The organism is Neptuniibacter sp. QD37_11, assembly GCF_047778105.1.
Lineage (GTDB): Bacteria > Pseudomonadota > Gammaproteobacteria > Pseudomonadales > Balneatricaceae > Neptuniibacter.
Map to the genome: position 1 here is coordinate 2,831,429 of NZ_CP180552.1, position 14,809 is coordinate 2,846,237.

The 14,809-nt window shown below is 45.3% G+C and carries 18 protein-coding genes; 1 reads left to right on the top strand and 17 read right to left on the bottom strand.

The window, feature by feature from the left end:
• Positions 1 to 12: 12 nt before the first annotated feature.
• The 10 genes from ndk to ACMXYT_RS13255 all read right to left on the bottom strand — a co-directional run bounded on the left by ndk (position 13) and on the right by ACMXYT_RS13255 (position 7,044).
• Positions 13 to 420: a nucleoside-diphosphate kinase gene (gene ndk, locus ACMXYT_RS13210; protein ID WP_067869919.1), complete on the bottom strand. Its 408-nt coding sequence runs from the start codon at positions 418 to 420 to the stop codon at positions 13 to 15.
• Between the two features lie 239 nt (positions 421 to 659).
• The gene (gene iscX / locus ACMXYT_RS13215; RefSeq protein ID WP_415882217.1) at positions 660 to 860 is read right to left on the bottom strand and encodes a Fe-S cluster assembly protein IscX; all 201 of its coding nucleotides are present in this window, start codon (positions 858 to 860) and stop codon (positions 660 to 662) included.
• 10 nt (positions 861 to 870) lie between these two features.
• Entirely contained in the window at positions 871 to 1,209 is a 339-nt protein-coding gene (fdx, locus tag ACMXYT_RS13220; RefSeq protein WP_415882218.1) for an ISC system 2Fe-2S type ferredoxin, read from the bottom strand.
• Entirely contained in the window at positions 1,209 to 3,086 is a 1,878-nt protein-coding gene (gene hscA / locus ACMXYT_RS13225; protein WP_415899056.1) for a Fe-S protein assembly chaperone HscA, read from the bottom strand. The genes fdx and hscA overlap by 1 nt, the downstream gene beginning before the upstream one ends.
• Positions 3,087 to 3,095: 9 nt before the next feature.
• Entirely contained in the window at positions 3,096 to 3,623 is a 528-nt protein-coding gene (gene hscB, locus ACMXYT_RS13230) for a Fe-S protein assembly co-chaperone HscB (RefSeq protein ID WP_415899057.1), read from the bottom strand.
• A gap of 17 nt (positions 3,624 to 3,640) precedes the next feature.
• On the bottom strand, positions 3,641 to 3,967 hold the full coding sequence (iscA, locus tag ACMXYT_RS13235) for an iron-sulfur cluster assembly protein IscA (RefSeq protein ID WP_415882221.1): 327 nt from the start codon (positions 3,965 to 3,967) through the stop codon (positions 3,641 to 3,643).
• 34 nt (positions 3,968 to 4,001) lie between these two features.
• A complete protein-coding gene (gene iscU, locus ACMXYT_RS13240) occupies positions 4,002 to 4,385 on the bottom strand; it encodes a Fe-S cluster assembly scaffold IscU (protein WP_415885601.1) in 384 nt (127 codons plus the stop codon).
• Positions 4,386 to 4,414: 29 nt separating this feature from the next.
• Positions 4,415 to 5,629 carry an IscS subfamily cysteine desulfurase gene (locus tag ACMXYT_RS13245; protein ID WP_415899058.1) on the bottom strand — a complete coding sequence of 405 codons (1,215 nt, stop codon included), beginning with the start codon at positions 5,627 to 5,629 and terminating at the stop codon, positions 4,415 to 4,417.
• Positions 5,630 to 5,648: 19 nt separating this feature from the next.
• The gene (gene iscR, locus ACMXYT_RS13250; protein WP_415889106.1) at positions 5,649 to 6,146 is read right to left on the bottom strand and encodes a Fe-S cluster assembly transcriptional regulator IscR; all 498 of its coding nucleotides are present in this window, start codon (positions 6,144 to 6,146) and stop codon (positions 5,649 to 5,651) included.
• A 151-nt stretch (positions 6,147 to 6,297) separates the two neighbouring features.
• Positions 6,298 to 7,044, bottom strand: a complete 747-nt coding sequence (locus tag ACMXYT_RS13255) for an RNA methyltransferase (RefSeq protein ID WP_415899059.1) — start codon at positions 7,042 to 7,044, stop codon at positions 6,298 to 6,300.
• A gap of 137 nt (positions 7,045 to 7,181) precedes the next feature.
• Between ACMXYT_RS13255 and ACMXYT_RS13260 the strand changes: the two genes are divergently transcribed.
• Positions 7,182 to 7,994 (top strand): inositol monophosphatase family protein, encoded by an 813-nt coding sequence (locus ACMXYT_RS13260; RefSeq protein WP_415899060.1) that lies wholly within the window; start codon positions 7,182 to 7,184, stop codon positions 7,992 to 7,994.
• Positions 7,995 to 8,087: 93 nt separating this feature from the next.
• Here ACMXYT_RS13260 and ACMXYT_RS13265 read toward each other — a convergent pair whose 3' ends face one another.
• From ACMXYT_RS13265 to hfq, 7 genes are all read right to left on the bottom strand, one after another.
• Positions 8,088 to 9,383: an adenylosuccinate synthase gene (locus ACMXYT_RS13265; protein WP_415882226.1), complete on the bottom strand. Its 1,296-nt coding sequence runs from the start codon at positions 9,381 to 9,383 to the stop codon at positions 8,088 to 8,090.
• A gap of 43 nt (positions 9,384 to 9,426) precedes the next feature.
• Positions 9,427 to 10,602, bottom strand: coding sequence for an ATP phosphoribosyltransferase regulatory subunit (locus ACMXYT_RS13270; protein ID WP_415899061.1), 1,176 nt, complete (start codon positions 10,600 to 10,602; stop codon positions 9,427 to 9,429).
• 51 nt (positions 10,603 to 10,653) lie between these two features.
• The gene (locus tag ACMXYT_RS13275; protein WP_415892369.1) at positions 10,654 to 10,851 is read right to left on the bottom strand and encodes a DUF2065 domain-containing protein; all 198 of its coding nucleotides are present in this window, start codon (positions 10,849 to 10,851) and stop codon (positions 10,654 to 10,656) included.
• Between the two features lie 132 nt (positions 10,852 to 10,983).
• A complete protein-coding gene (hflC, locus tag ACMXYT_RS13280; RefSeq protein WP_415892370.1) occupies positions 10,984 to 11,856 on the bottom strand; it encodes a protease modulator HflC in 873 nt (290 codons plus the stop codon).
• Positions 11,856 to 13,055, bottom strand: a complete 1,200-nt coding sequence (gene hflK / locus ACMXYT_RS13285) for an FtsH protease activity modulator HflK (protein ID WP_415899062.1) — start codon at positions 13,053 to 13,055, stop codon at positions 11,856 to 11,858. The genes hflC and hflK overlap by 1 nt, the downstream gene beginning before the upstream one ends.
• A gap of 133 nt (positions 13,056 to 13,188) precedes the next feature.
• Positions 13,189 to 14,493, bottom strand: coding sequence for a ribosome rescue GTPase HflX (gene hflX / locus ACMXYT_RS13290; RefSeq protein ID WP_415899063.1), 1,305 nt, complete (start codon positions 14,491 to 14,493; stop codon positions 13,189 to 13,191).
• Between the two features lie 6 nt (positions 14,494 to 14,499).
• Positions 14,500 to 14,742, bottom strand: a complete 243-nt coding sequence (gene hfq / locus ACMXYT_RS13295) for an RNA chaperone Hfq (RefSeq protein ID WP_007022969.1) — start codon at positions 14,740 to 14,742, stop codon at positions 14,500 to 14,502.
• Positions 14,743 to 14,809: the final 67 nt, after the last annotated feature.

Consider the following 14,809-nt stretch of genomic DNA (forward strand, 5'->3'; position numbering starts at 1 on the left):
CCCAAACGGTAATTACTTACCGAAGAAGTATGCGATTTCGCGCTCAGCAGATGCTGGAGAGTCAGAACCGTGTACAGCGTTAGCGTCGATAGACTGTGCAAAATCACGACGGATAGTGCCTTCAGCTGCTTCTTGTGGGTTAGTTGCACCCATAAGTTCGCGGTTAAGAGCGATTGCATTTTCACCTTCTAGAACCTGAACAACTACAGGACCAGAAGTCATGAATTCAACTAGATCACCGAAGAATGGACGCTCTTTGTGCTCAGCGTAGAAACCTTCAGCTTCTTCTTTAGAAAGCTGTTTTAGTTGCATTTCAACGATTTTAAGACCGTTAGACTCGAAACGAGAAACGATTTTACCGATTACATTTTTAGCAACTGCATCAGGCTTGATGATAGAGAACGTACGTTCTAGAGCCATTGTTTTAACTCCCAAAATTAAAATAAAAGAAATATCTAAAAACCAGCACAGCGAGACCTAAGCACAATCAAGCAAAAAATCATGCATAAACTTAGATAGCTGAAAATAGGCTTTTAGATAGCCCCTCGAAATCAGCGCGCAATTATACGCCACTCTTATGACAGAAGACAGTAGCTAATATTAGCCTCCATAACCAAACAAACCCGGCAAGCCGGGTTTGTTTTAAAGGACTAATGGAATTAATCCATTTCCTCTATCCAAGCCATCTGAATCCCTTCCAGAATTTTCTCACCACAACGATCTGGATCATCATCAAATTCTTCTAGATCCATAACTTTCTGGTACAGATCCGGGAAGCTAATTACCATTGGGTCCTGATCTGGATACTTTTCAGATAACTCAATAGCGATATCTAGAACATCTGTCCATCTAAGACTCACAACCAGCTCCTCAGTGTCGCTCTGACACTTGGTTAATTGTGTATTTTGGAATTTCAACAACCAAATCTTCTTCAGCAACTACGGCCTGACAGCTTAAACGTGACTCAGGCTCTAAACCCCAAGCCTTATCAAGCATATCATCTTCAAGCTCATCGGATTCTTCCATAGAATCAAAGCCTTCACGCACAACAACGTGACAGGTAGTACACGCGCATGATTTCTCACACGCATGCTCAATATGGATGCCATTCGCAAGCGCCGCATCGCAAACCGTTACGCCTGGTTCAGCTTCGATCACTTTACCCTCTGGACATAACTCATCGTGTGGCAGAAAAATAATCTGCGGCATTACTCACTCTCCCCAAGTTCATCAACACTATGCCCCTGCAGCGCCTGTTGAATATTATAATCCATACGGCGTGCGGCATATTCATCAGATGCTTTTGATAAAGCAGAGATTCCCTGCTCAATCGCACTCACATCGCTACCCTGGCGAATATCTACCAGAGTTTCTATTTCATTTTGTAACTGAGATCGCTCATCTTCACTCAGTAACTTGTCACCATCCGCAGCTAGCGCATCTTTCAAAGATACGATCAATCGATCCGCTTCCACCTGCTGCTCCCTCAACGCACGCGCATCTTTGTCTTCCGCCGCATTAAGATAAGATGATTTAAGCATCTCGGCAATTTCACTGTCACCAAGACCATAAGAAGGTTTTACCTGAATACTACTTTCCACACCCGAGGTTAGCTCCTTCGCCTCAACACCGAGCAAACCATCAGCATCAACCTGGAATGTCACGCGAATCTTAGCAGCACCTGCCGCCATCGGAGGGATTCCTCTCAAGACAAAACGCGCAAGAGAGCGACAATCTTGAACTAATTCACGTTCACCTTGGACAACATGAATTGCCATAGCCGTTTGGCCATCTTGGTAAGTAGTGAATTCTTGCGCACGCGCGACTGGGATTGAAGTATTCCTGTGAATAACTTTTTCAGTTAGCCCACCCATCGTTTCAAGACCCAACGATAGCGGAATCACATCCAGCAGCAACATATCACTATCTGGCTTATTACCAGCTAGCACATCAGCTTGAATTGAAGCACCGATAGCCACAACACGATCCGGATCGATATTGATATGAGGCTCACGACCAAAGAATTTCTGAACCTGCTCACGCACTAGCGGTACACGAGTCGAACCACCCACCATAACAACTTCAAGCACTTCATCTGCTGCTACGCCTGCATCCTTCAAAGCACGACGACAAGCACGAGTTGTACGTTTTACTAAGGGCGCTATTAGAGAATCAAAATCTTCGCGCGTAACAACCAACTCATGGCATTCAGAGCCTAGCTCTAAAACAACGCTAACTTGTGGCTTATCTGTTAGAAGCTCTTTAGTTTCTTTAGCTTTCTCTGTCAGATAACGAGACGCATGACTGTCTATCTGCTCAAGCTGAAGCTGCTCGGCAAACCATTGCGCCAATGCCAAATCAAGGTCATCACCACCTAGAGCGCTATCGCCTCCAGTAGACAATACTTCAAAAACACCTTTATTGAGGCGCAAAATCGAGATATCAAAAGTACCGCCGCCTAGGTCATAGACAGCAATAACACCCTCTTTACCTTCATCCAAACCATAAGCAACCGCAGCTGCAGTCGGCTCATTAAGTAAACGAAGTACTTTGATGTTGGCAATTTTAGCTGCATCTTTTGTCGCTTGGCGCTGAGCATCATCAAAATAAGCCGGAACTGTAATAACCGCACCAACCAACTCACCACCCAGCGCTTCTTCCGCACGCTCGACCAAACTACTTAAAATATCTGCCGAAACCTGAACAGGACTCTTGTTACCTGCAGCCGTGCGAATATATGGCATGCCACCATCTTCAGCCTCAAAGTGATAAGGAGCCTCATCACCTAACGCTTTAACATCAGCCACACCACGCCCCATAAGACGCTTTGCAGAAATGATGGTGTTGTATGGATCTTCGGATGCATGCGACCGAGCCTCACGGCCTACTTGAGAGTTACCACAAGGCAGATAACGCACAACGGAAGGCAATAAGTGCTCGCCATCAAGATCTGGCAAGGTAACCGCCTCACCACTCTTAACTGATGCCACTAGGGAGTTGGTCGTACCTAAATCAATACCTACTGCCAACTTATGCTGATGTGGAGCTTCACTCTGCCCCGGTTCTGCTATCTGTAATAGCGCCATATATTTGCGTCAGCCATCCAACCGATCTTCAAGACGCTCGATCTCGACTATCAGTTTTTCTAAAAATTGCATTTTGCGCACAATGACAGCAGCAGTATCTAACTGCTCTGACTGATAACACTGTGCAAACTGTTCCCGTAACTGTTCTAACGACTCAGTCACATCATCCTGTAGAGACTCAAGCTCATCGAAGGGATCGTCTTGGTCAGGAATCTCTTCCAGCTGCTCGCGAAGTTCCATCTGCTGCATCAAAAACATGGGATCAATAGCAGTCGAGGCTTCACTAATTGTATCAATACCCTGCAACGACAATAGATATTGAGCACGTAGCAATGGAGAGCGCAATGTAGCAACCGCTTCATTGAGATGCGCCATATACTGAACAGCTAAGCGTTGTTCGCGCTCAGATTTATGAGCATAACGATCCGGGTGAAGTGTTTTTTGCAGTTCACGGGATAGATCAGACAAGACTGCCTGATCTATATGAAATGATATCGGCAGGCCGATAAAATCAAAATAATTCTTATTGATATCCATCGTTCTGCCAAGAAGAATTAGACGTTAAAGCTTTCGCCGCAACCACATTCGCTAGAGACATTAGGGTTGTTAAACTTAAACCCTTCGTTTAGTCCCTCTTTCACAAAATCCAGCTCAGTACCATCAAGATACAATAGACTTTTTGGATCTATCACAATCTTAACGTCTTGCGGGCCCTTGAAAATTTCATCTTCAGAATTTACTTCATCAACAAATTCAAGAACATAAGCCATACCGGAACAACCTGAAGTACGCACACCCAAGCGAATACCTTCGCCGTGACCGCGTTTCTCTAGGTAGCGCGCAACATGATCTGCTGCAGCATCAGTCATGGTAATTGCCATAAACGTCTAGCTCTCCCAACAAATAAGTGGATACTTATTTGTCTTGTTTTTCTTTGTAGTCTGCAACAGCAGCTTTAATTGCATCTTCGGCTAATACTGAACAGTGAATTTTCACTGGCGGTAGCGCTAACTCTTCAGCGATAGCAGTATTTTTAAGCTCAGCAGCCTCCTCAAGGGACATGCCTTTAACCCACTCTGTAACTAGCGAGCTAGATGCAATTGCAGAACCGCAACCGTAAGTTTTGAATTTAGCATCTTCGATAATACCTTCATCACTTACTTTAATCTGCAAACGCATAACATCACCACAAGCAGGCGCTCCAACCATACCTGTACCAACGTTACCATCTTTATCATTCATTTTGCCGACATTACGAGGGTTTTCGTAATGATCAATAACTTTCTCACTATAAGCCATGACGACCTCCAAATACTCTTAGTGCCAGATTAGTGATGTACCCACTCAACCTTGCTCAAATCGACACCGTCTTTAAACATATCCCACAGAGGTGAGAGCTCACGTAATTTGCTAACTGCATCTTGAATTTGAGCAGCAGCATAATCCACTTCTTCTTCAGTAGTGAAACGACCGAAAGAGAAACGAATAGAACTGTGTGCCAGCTCATCGTTCAAACCTAACGCACGCAGAACATAAGAAGGCTCTAAACTAGCAGATGTACAAGCTGAACCAGAGGAAACCGCTAGATCTTTCAGCGACATCAATAAAGACTCACCTTCAACAAAAGCAAAACTAATATTCAGGTTACCTGGAATACGCTGCTCTTTAGAGCCATTTAGGTAAACCTCTTCCATTTCCCCCATACCTGCTAAAAAACGATCACGCAGAGCAATAATGTGCGCTGTATCTTTTGCAAGATCTTCTTTACAAATACGAGCTGCTTCACCCATACCTACAATTTGGTGAGTTGGTAGAGTACCAGAACGCATACCACGCTCATGACCACCGCCATGAATTTGAGCTTCAAGGCGTACACGCGGCTTACGGCGAACAAATAACGCACCAATACCTTTCGGCCCGTACATCTTGTGCGCAGAGATTGATAGCAAATCAACCTTAGCTTTACCTAGATCGATCTCAATTTTGCCCGCACTCTGAGCAGCATCAACGTGGAAAATAATACCTTTAGAACGAGTAAGTTCACCAATTGCTTCGATATCAGTGATCGTACCCACTTCGTTGTTAACATGCATAAGCGAAATAACAATCGTGTCTTCACGAATCGCTTCAGCTACAGCTTGCGGCTCAATCAAACCATCAGAATTTGGCGTTAGGTAAGTGATCTCAAAACCTTCACGCTCTAGCTGACGGCACGTATCCAAAACGGCTTTATGCTCAATTTTAGACGTGATGATATGTTTGCCTTTCTTCTGATAGAAATGAGCAGCACCTTTAATAGCCAAATTGTTTGACTCGGTTGCACCTGAAGTCCAAACAATCTCACGCGGATCAGCATTAATAAGATCAGCGACCTGACGGCGAGCAGTCTCAACTGCTTCTTCCGCTTTCCAGCCAAAGAGATGTGAGCGTGAAGCTGGATTACCAAAGTTGCCATCCATTGTCAGGCACTCAGTCATCTTTTCAGCAACCCTAGGATCAACTGGGGTAGTTGCAGAATAATCCAGATAAATCGGTGTTTTCATTCATTCTCTCCAAGCGCGTTTAAACGATCGCTTTTTCACTGCAGTTTAGGTTTTCCGCGCCGATCAGAACCTGATCCATTTGGATTCGATCCTGACGCTCGGATGTAACCTGAACATCTTTTCTTACAACTAGGTCTGCCAACGTAATTCCGCTTAAAAATGCGTGAATTTGGTCACTTAAATCGCACCAAAGGTGGTGGGTTAGACATTTTTCGCCACCCTGACAATCACCTTGACGATTGCATCCAGTTGCATCTACTGATTCATTCACAGCATCAATAACTTGAGCAACATTGATGCCCGCTTGTTCACGATTTAGTTGATAACCACCACCTGGCCCACGAACACTACGAACAAGTTCGTTACGGCGCAGCTTAGCAAAAAGCTGCTCTAGGTATGACAATGAAATACCCTGCCTTTCAGAGATATCAGCCAAACTAATCGGCCCTTTACCTTCATGAAGAGCCAGATCCAGCATCGCTGTAACGGCATAACGCCCTTTAGTTGTTAATCGCATAATTTCCGCCTTCACGCGCAATAGCATTTGCGTGGCATTATGCAATACCCGACTAAAAAGGTCAACTAAATACCCTACTATTATTGTAGGTCTTTATATTCTTTATCGCGCGAATTCTAACACGAAATATTCACAACCCAACGCATAGGGATCAATCTTTAGCATTAGAGTTCTTTTGTGTAGCCGTCAAAATACCTCTTAATACGTTAACCTCCACTTTATCCGGCATAGCCCGTAGATAAAGCCTCCGCAGCCTTGGCATTAATTGACGAGGATTTTCAGGATCTAAGAAATCAATATCTATAAGTGTTTCTTCCAAGTGCTTGAACAAACGCTCAAGATCAGCACTATCAGCAAGCTCTATATCCCAGTCCGTACCCCATTGAGGTTTATGCTGCTCAATCTCTTGAGCGTAAATGGAAGCCATTCGCAATTCGTAGGTAATAACCTGCACCGCAGCCGCGAGGTTCAACGAACTAAAATCAGGATTGGAAGGTATATGTACGTGATATTGGCAGAGGTGTAGCTCTTCATTGGTCAAACCACGATCTTCACGACCAAATACAATCGCAATTTTCTTATCCACCGCAATTGGCTGAACAATAGCTGCCAACTCGCGAGGATCAACCACCGGCCAAGGGATATGACGACCTCTAGCACTGGTTCCAACAACGATCTGACAATCTGCAATCGCTTCTTCAAGCGTGTCATGAATAACAGCGCTCTCAAGGAGATCAGTAGCCCCTGCCGCTCTTGATTCTGCATTCACATGAGGAAACTTTTTAGGCGCTACTAAATGCAACTCCCCCAAAGCCATATTTTTCATAGCCCTCGCCACACCGCCAATATTACCTGGATGAGTTGTATTAACGAGAACAATGCGAATATTTGCAGACATAGACCTTGCCACCACAATAAATGAAGGCGAGTATTCTAACAGAGCTGTAAACAATTGAGCCACTTATTCACAGCATCCCCTATCCTCAGGTATAATACTTTTTTAATTTTCCCGAATATTCTTCAGGTTCCTAACAAATGCAACCCATGGTTAATATTGCACTGCGCGCAGCACGCGTTGCAGGCGAGCAGATCGTCCGCGCCGTTGAGCGTCTGGATTTGGTTAAATCCGAACAATCTGATGTAGCTAAGCTTCTAAGCGACACATGCAAGAAGGCAGAGCTGAGCATTGTTCACACTATTCAAAAAGCTTATCCAAATCACAAAATCGTGGGTGAATACACAGGCGAACACGCACCTCTGAGCGATGGACCTGAATTCTGCTGGACGATCAACCCTATCGACAGCATTTCAAACTTCTCCAATGGTTTGCCAGTTTTTGCAATTAGCATGGCGGGCCAGCAGAATGGCCGCACTGAACACGCCCTTATCCTGAACCCAATTACCGGTGAAGAGTTCACTGCAAGCCGCGGCGACGGAGCTCAACTAAACGGCAAACGCCTACGTGTTAGTAATCACAAAACTGTCGAAGGATCTTTGATCGGTACAGGTTTCTTCAATCGCCCAAGCGATAAAGCACACTTAGAAGCCTACCTAAACATATTCCGCGATATGACGCTAACTGGCGGCACTATCTATAATGGCGGCTCCCCGGCGTTGAATCTTGCATACACAGCAGCTGGTCGCATTGATGGTTTCTACCAAATCGGCCTTAACCCTTGGGAAATGGAAGCTGGCCTATTATTAGTACAAGAAGCAGGCGGCCTTGTGGGTGACTTTATGGGTGGAAACGATTTCCGCCAGAGCGGCAGCTTAATTGCCGGCAACCCTAAGATGTTTAAAGCTATCTTAAAGGGCTTACAATCTTCTTTAACTGAAGAGTTAAAATAAACGATAAAATAACGCCAAAAAGCCATCCACAGGATGGCTTTTTTACGCACAAAAAAACCGGCATCAGCCGGTTTTTTTGTACCTGCCTAATTTTTACGCTTCGTAAGGGTTACGCAATACAATAGTCTCGATACGGTCTGGACCAGTAGAGATAATATCCACAGGCGCTTCAACTAACTCTTCCAAACGCTTGATGTACGCTACCGCTTCAGCAGGTAGTTCATCCATAGACTTAGCACCAACAGTAGAGCCAGCCCAACCAGACATAGTCTCGTATACTGGCGTTACTGCTTCGTAGTCTTCGCTACCGCTTAAAGAATCAACCACATTACCTGCAGAGTCTTTATAACCTACACAGATACGAATCTCTTCCATACCATCAAGTACGTCTAGCTTAGTTAAGCACAAGCCTGAGATTGAGTTGATCTGGATAGCATGCTTAACTGCAACAGCGTCAAACCAACCACAACGACGCGCACGACCTGTAGTAGAACCGAACTCATGACCACGTTCAGCCAAACCTTCGCCCACTTCACAATGAAGTTCTGTTGGGAAAGGACCGCCACCTACACGTGTTGTATACGCTTTAGTGATACCCAGAATGTAATCTAGGTATAGAGGGCCAAAACCACTACCCGTAGATGTACCACCGGCAGTTGTGTTTGAAGAAGTTACGTAAGGGTAAGTACCGTGGTCGATATCTAGCAATGAACCCTGAGCACCTTCAAACATGATGTTCTTGCCCTGCTTACGCAGATCATGAAGCATTGAAGTTACATCAGCAACCATTGGCGCAAGCTCTTCACCCATAGCCAATGCTTCGTCTAGAACTGTTTGGTAATCAACAGCGTCAACCTTGTAATACTCAACCAACTGGAAGTTATAGTATTCGATAACTTCTTTCAGTTTTTCTGCAAAGCGCTCTTTATCTAGAAGATCAGCCAAACGAAGACCGCGGCGAGCCACTTTATCTTCATAAGCAGGACCTATACCACGGCCTGTGGTACCAATCTTAGCTTTACCACGCGCAACTTCACGCGCTTGGTCCATCGCAATATGGTATGGCAAGATAAGTGGGCAAGAAGGGCTCAAACGCAAACGTTCGCGTACTGGCACATCCGCCTCTTCCAAACCTTTAATCTCTTTCAGCAATGCTTCTGGAGAAAGCACTACACCGTTACCAATCATGCACACGACATTGTCGCGCAAAATACCTGAAGGAATCAGGTGCAAAACTGTTTTTTCGCCATCAATAACCAGCGTGTGACCCGCATTGTGACCGCCCTGAAAGCGCGCCACTGCAGAAGCCTGATCCGTAAGCAGATCTACGATCTTGCCTTTACCTTCATCACCCCACTGGGTACCCAGAACAACTACGTTTTTGCCCATTGTTGCCTACTTGAGATTACTTAAGAATAAAATTTTTTACTGATCACAGGCCGCTAACGACCCATTCTCCATCACGTTGTACTAACTGAGCAGTACACTCTTTTGCCGGTTCAGCGCCCGGTAACGCATAGATAACTTTTACACCTTCAGAGCGCAGCTGACTTACTTTAGCCAATAGTTCTGCACTCTCTTCCGCTGGCGCTAGAACGATCTGTTTTTCATCAAGAACAACAGAAGAAAGCTCAACCAACGTTTTAAGATCAGCACTAAAGCCCGTAGCTGGACGCGCACGACCGAAATCTCGACCGATCTCATCGTAACGGCCACCTTTTGCAATAGCTTGACCAAATTCAGGTGTATAAGCAGCAAAAACCACGCCTGTGTGGTAGTTGTATCCACGCAATTCACTCAGATCAAAATACTGATCTAACTGCGGGAAACGCAAAGCAATACGCTCTGCTAACTGCTGCAAATAATCAATAGCTTCAAGCACTTGCGCTGGCGCAGACGCGAACAGCTCACGCGCTCGAGCTAAAACATCGCTACCACCGTTCAATGATGGCAACGCTGCCAAGAAAGATTTACTTGTATCGTCTAGATCTAGCTGTTCTACGAACAACTGGAGCTCTGGTAGCGCCTTACGCTGCAGAATATCCAAATACTGCTCTTTGTCGTCAGCGGACAGCTGGATCATTTCCATCAAACCAGAAAACACGCCAACATGGCCTAGATCAATACTAAGATCACGATCAACTCCCGCTGCATGCATGGTTTCAACCATCAGGGAGATCACCTCTACATCACTCTCAATACCAGAGTGACCATAGAGCTCGGCACCCAACTGCAGTGGGTTACGAGAAGCTAGTGGCTGAGTTGGCAACGCATGCACAACTGAACCACAGTAACATAGACGAGTAGCACCAGACTCACGTAGACGATGCGCGTCAATACGTGCAACCTGAGGTGTAATATCAGCGCGGAAGCCTAGGGTATGACCACTAATTTGATCAGTTACTTTTACAGTATTCAGATCAAGATCATGACCTACACCTGTAAGCAAAGATTCTAAATGCTCCATTACAGGAGGCATAACCTGCTCATAGCCCCAATGCTCATACAGATCCAATAAACGTCTGCGTAAAACCTCAACGCGACGAGCCTGCGGTGGAAGTAATTCTTGTACACCTTCCGGTAGCAGCCAACGATCTGCCAATGCCATGCGGTACTCCGTATCTTATAAAACAACACGCCGATCAGTAGCGACTCGGCTTTAATTCACTATATAAAGCGCAACTAGACCCAACAGCATACTCACTAAACCTATCAGGCGTAGTGACCGATCACTGATCATCGAAAGCTGTTGCACCAAATTACGCCAGCGCTGCGGATAAAGAAAAGGAATAACCCCTTCTAAAATTAGCATCAAGCAAAAACCAACAGCGAGTGAATGCAGTAGTTCGGATGACATGCTTACTTCAGCCTATACAATCCAATTGCCACAAAAAAACCGGGCTTTAACCCGGTTTTGCTATTCTACCACGGAATCAGAGGAATGCCTTCCCCTGATCCATTTTTTTGTACATTTTTACGCCAGCCGTTGTTACTCGGCTTTCGGTGCTCCCAAATATTTAAAGAAGTCACTATCTGGCTTAAGTACTAGAACGTCACCACTCTGACCGAAAGACTCACGATATGCCTGCAAGCTACGGTAGAAAGAGTAAAATTCTGGGTTTGCAGAGTATGCTTCAGCGTAGTTTTTAGCAGCTACGGCATCACCTTCACCACGAATCTCTTCTGATTCACGGTAAGCTTCCGCTTCAATAACCGTCTTCTGACGATCTGCATCCGCTCGGATACCTTCCGCTAGCTCTTTACCACGAGAACGAAGCTCACGAGCCTCACGCTCACGCTCGGTACGCATACGATCATATACAGACTCAGATACTTCCTGAGGAAGATCGATTCGTTTTACACGGACATCAACAACCTCAACACCCAGCTTGTCGATAACTACGGGGCTAATCTCGCTGATTAGCTTACGCATAAGCTCTTCACGCTCGCCAGATACCACTTCAGTTACCGTACGCGCACCAAACTGGTTACGCAGCGCAGCATCAACACGCTGTGACAGAAGGTTTGCGGCGTTAAACTCATCACCCGAAGTCGCTGTGTAGTATTTCTGCACATCTTTAACACGCCATTTCACGAAAGAGTCTACGATCAGACGCTTCTTCTCAAGTGTAAGGTAAGCCTGAGGGCGCGCATCCAATGTCAAAATACGTGAATCGAACTTACGCACTTTGTTTACAATTGGAATCTTAAAGTGAAGACCTGGACCTACATCGGCGTCAGACACCTCACCAAACTTAAGCAATACTGCACGTTCAGTTTCTTTTACGATGTAAAGAGAGCTCTGACCAACCAGCACTAATACAGCAAAAATGATTATGAAAAATAGTGATTTAGACTGCATTATCGACCCTCCCGACGACTACCTTGACGCTGACGTAGCTGATCAACTACTTGATCAGTAACCTCACGCAGGCTCTGACTATCTAGTCGCACTGAGCGATTACTATCACCTGTTACTGGACGATTTTGCATAATCTTATCCAGCGGTAGGTACATCATGTTATTTCCACCTTCCACATCAACTAGCACTTTAGGGTTCTGAGAGAGAACTTCCTGCATAGTATCTAGGTATAGACGCTCACGCGTCACTTCAGGTGCTTTTTCATACTCTGTTAACAAAGCAGTGAAACGTTTCGCATCACCCTCTGAGCGAGCAACAACTTGCTCTTGGTAAGCGCTTGCCTCTTCAAGCATACGCTGCGCTAGACCACGCGCTTCAGGGATAATACCGTTGGCGTAGGATTCCGCTTCGTTCTTAACACGAACCTCATCTTCTCGTGCCTTGATCACGTCATCGAATGCATCTTGCACCTGGTTAGGAGCTTTTGCTTCTTTGATGTTCACTTTAGAAATCTGAAGACCTGTACCGTACTCAGTCATGTAGTTCTGGATACGATCCTGAACTTGAACCGACAAAGTTTCACGACCTTGTGTCAAGATAGAGTGCATGTCAGTAGAACCAACCACATGACGAAGAGCCGATTCAGCTGCGTGTGACAGACTGGATTCAGGATCACGTACAGTCAGCGTAAACCCTTTGGCATCAGAGATCAGATACTGAACCGTCATTTCGATATCGACGATATTCTCATCTTTGGTCAGCATTAGAGCACGATGATCACGAGTACGTAGACGAGTTGTGTTAACAATCTCAACCACATCGATCATAGGTGGATTCCACTGCAGACCTGGACCTACGGTTTCGCTGAACTTACCAAGTCGTAGCACTACACCACGCTCTTGTTGGTCAACGGTATAAAAGCCCATACCAGCCCAACCTAGAGCAGCAATCAAAAGTACGATAAAGAAGAAGCCAGAACCAGAGGAGGAGGAAGAGCCACCACCATCACCGCCATAGCCGCTGGATTTTTGACCACCACCGAAGATGCCGTTCAATTTATCCTGCAGTTTACGTAGCGCTTCATCTAGATCAGGGGGCCCCTGATCACCACCACCTTTATTACCCCCGCGGTTATTGTTATTACCGCCACCCCAAGGGTCCTTATTATCACCGTTACCACCAGGCTCATTCCAAGCCATACGTCACTCCGTATAAAAACAACATGTTAGGTAGATTAAAACATATATCAGCGAAAAATATTATTCGCCAGATATTACCCCTCAATTAACTAAAATCGAGGTTTTGAAACTTTTTACTCGACAGGCTGAATCCTTACCAAGGATTAACTTCGACAGGAAAACAACGATCACGTTCCATTCCCAATCGGCTCAACAGCTGTAGCATGTCTTTTTTCTGTATACGCACTTCCAAAATAATAGATCCTTTTTCATCTACTTGTTCAGAAAGTACGGCACCGCTCTCATACAATTTAGCTCTAAACTGACCTTCTTGCGGTTCCAGACACACGTTATCATGAAATACATCATCTGCAAGCAGCTCATTAACCGCTTGAAACAGCAGATCATGCCCTTCGCCCGTGACTGCGGATAACCATACTCGACTAGGCTTACCCTCTTCATCACGATCGATACGAGGCTTGCGCCCTTCGATCAGATCAATCTTGTTATAAACCTCTAAAACTGGCACTTCATCCGCACCAATTTCAGCTAGTACGTTTTCTACTTCAGCAACATGGTCATGACGGTCATCATCATGAGCATCGATGACATGAAGCAACAATGTCGCCTCTATGGTTTCTTGCAAGGTCGCGCGAAATGCTTCCACCAGCTTATGTGGAAGATGACGAATAAAGCCTACAGTATCTGCCAGAATAGCCTGACCAATATCTTCGACTTCAATCCGACGCAACGTTGGGTCTAGTGTTGCGAATAATTGGTCTGCTGCATAAACCTCAGAAGTCGTCAGCGAGTTGAACAACGTAGATTTACCTGCGTTGGTATAACCCACCAGCGATAAAGTAGGTACTTCAGCGCGTTTACGCGAACGCCTACCTTGCTCTCGCTGCTTGCGAACCTTTTCTAAGCGCTTGTGGATAGATTTCATCCGAGCACGAAGTAAACGCCTGTCGGTTTCTAGCTGAGTTTCACCCGGACCACGTAGACCGATACCACCTTTTTGACGTTCAAGGTGAGTCCAACCACGTACAAGACGGGTCGACATATGATCAAGCTGGGCTAGTTCAACTTGAAGTTTACCTTCATGGGTTCGCGCGCGCTGAGCAAAGATATCCAAAATAAGGCCTGTACGATCAAGCACCCTACTTTGTATCTCTCGTTCGATATTACGCTCTTGAGCAGGACTTAAAGCATGGTTAAAGATCACTAATTGCGCATTATGCAGATTAACTAGCTCGCGCAATTCATCTAGCTTTCCCTGACCAATAAAAAACTTCGGATTAGGATGAGAAAGAGACCCAGTCAAAAATTCGACTGGGTCTGCACCTGCAGATAGGGCTAGTTCTTCGAGCTCTTTAGGACTTTCTTGATCGGCCTCAGCGGCCAGATTCATATGAATCAAAATGGCACGTTCGCCACTTTTAGGACGTTCAAAGAACAATGATTATTAGTCCTCTGCTTTTGCTTCGTCTGCTGCAGGCAGTTTAACCGGGCGCGCAGGAACAACAGTTGAGATGGCATGTTTATAAACCATCTGACTAACAGTATTTTTAAGCAGAATAACAAACTGATCGAAAGACTCGATCTGGCCCTGCAGTTTAATACCATTAACTAAGAAAATAGACACAGGAATACGCTCTTTACGTAGCGCATTCAAATAAGGGTCTTGTAATGATTGCCCTTTTGACATTTGCAAACTCCTTCCCGAGGAAAATTTTATAATTTTTTCGTTATAGTATGGCTGACGGCTCTTAAAT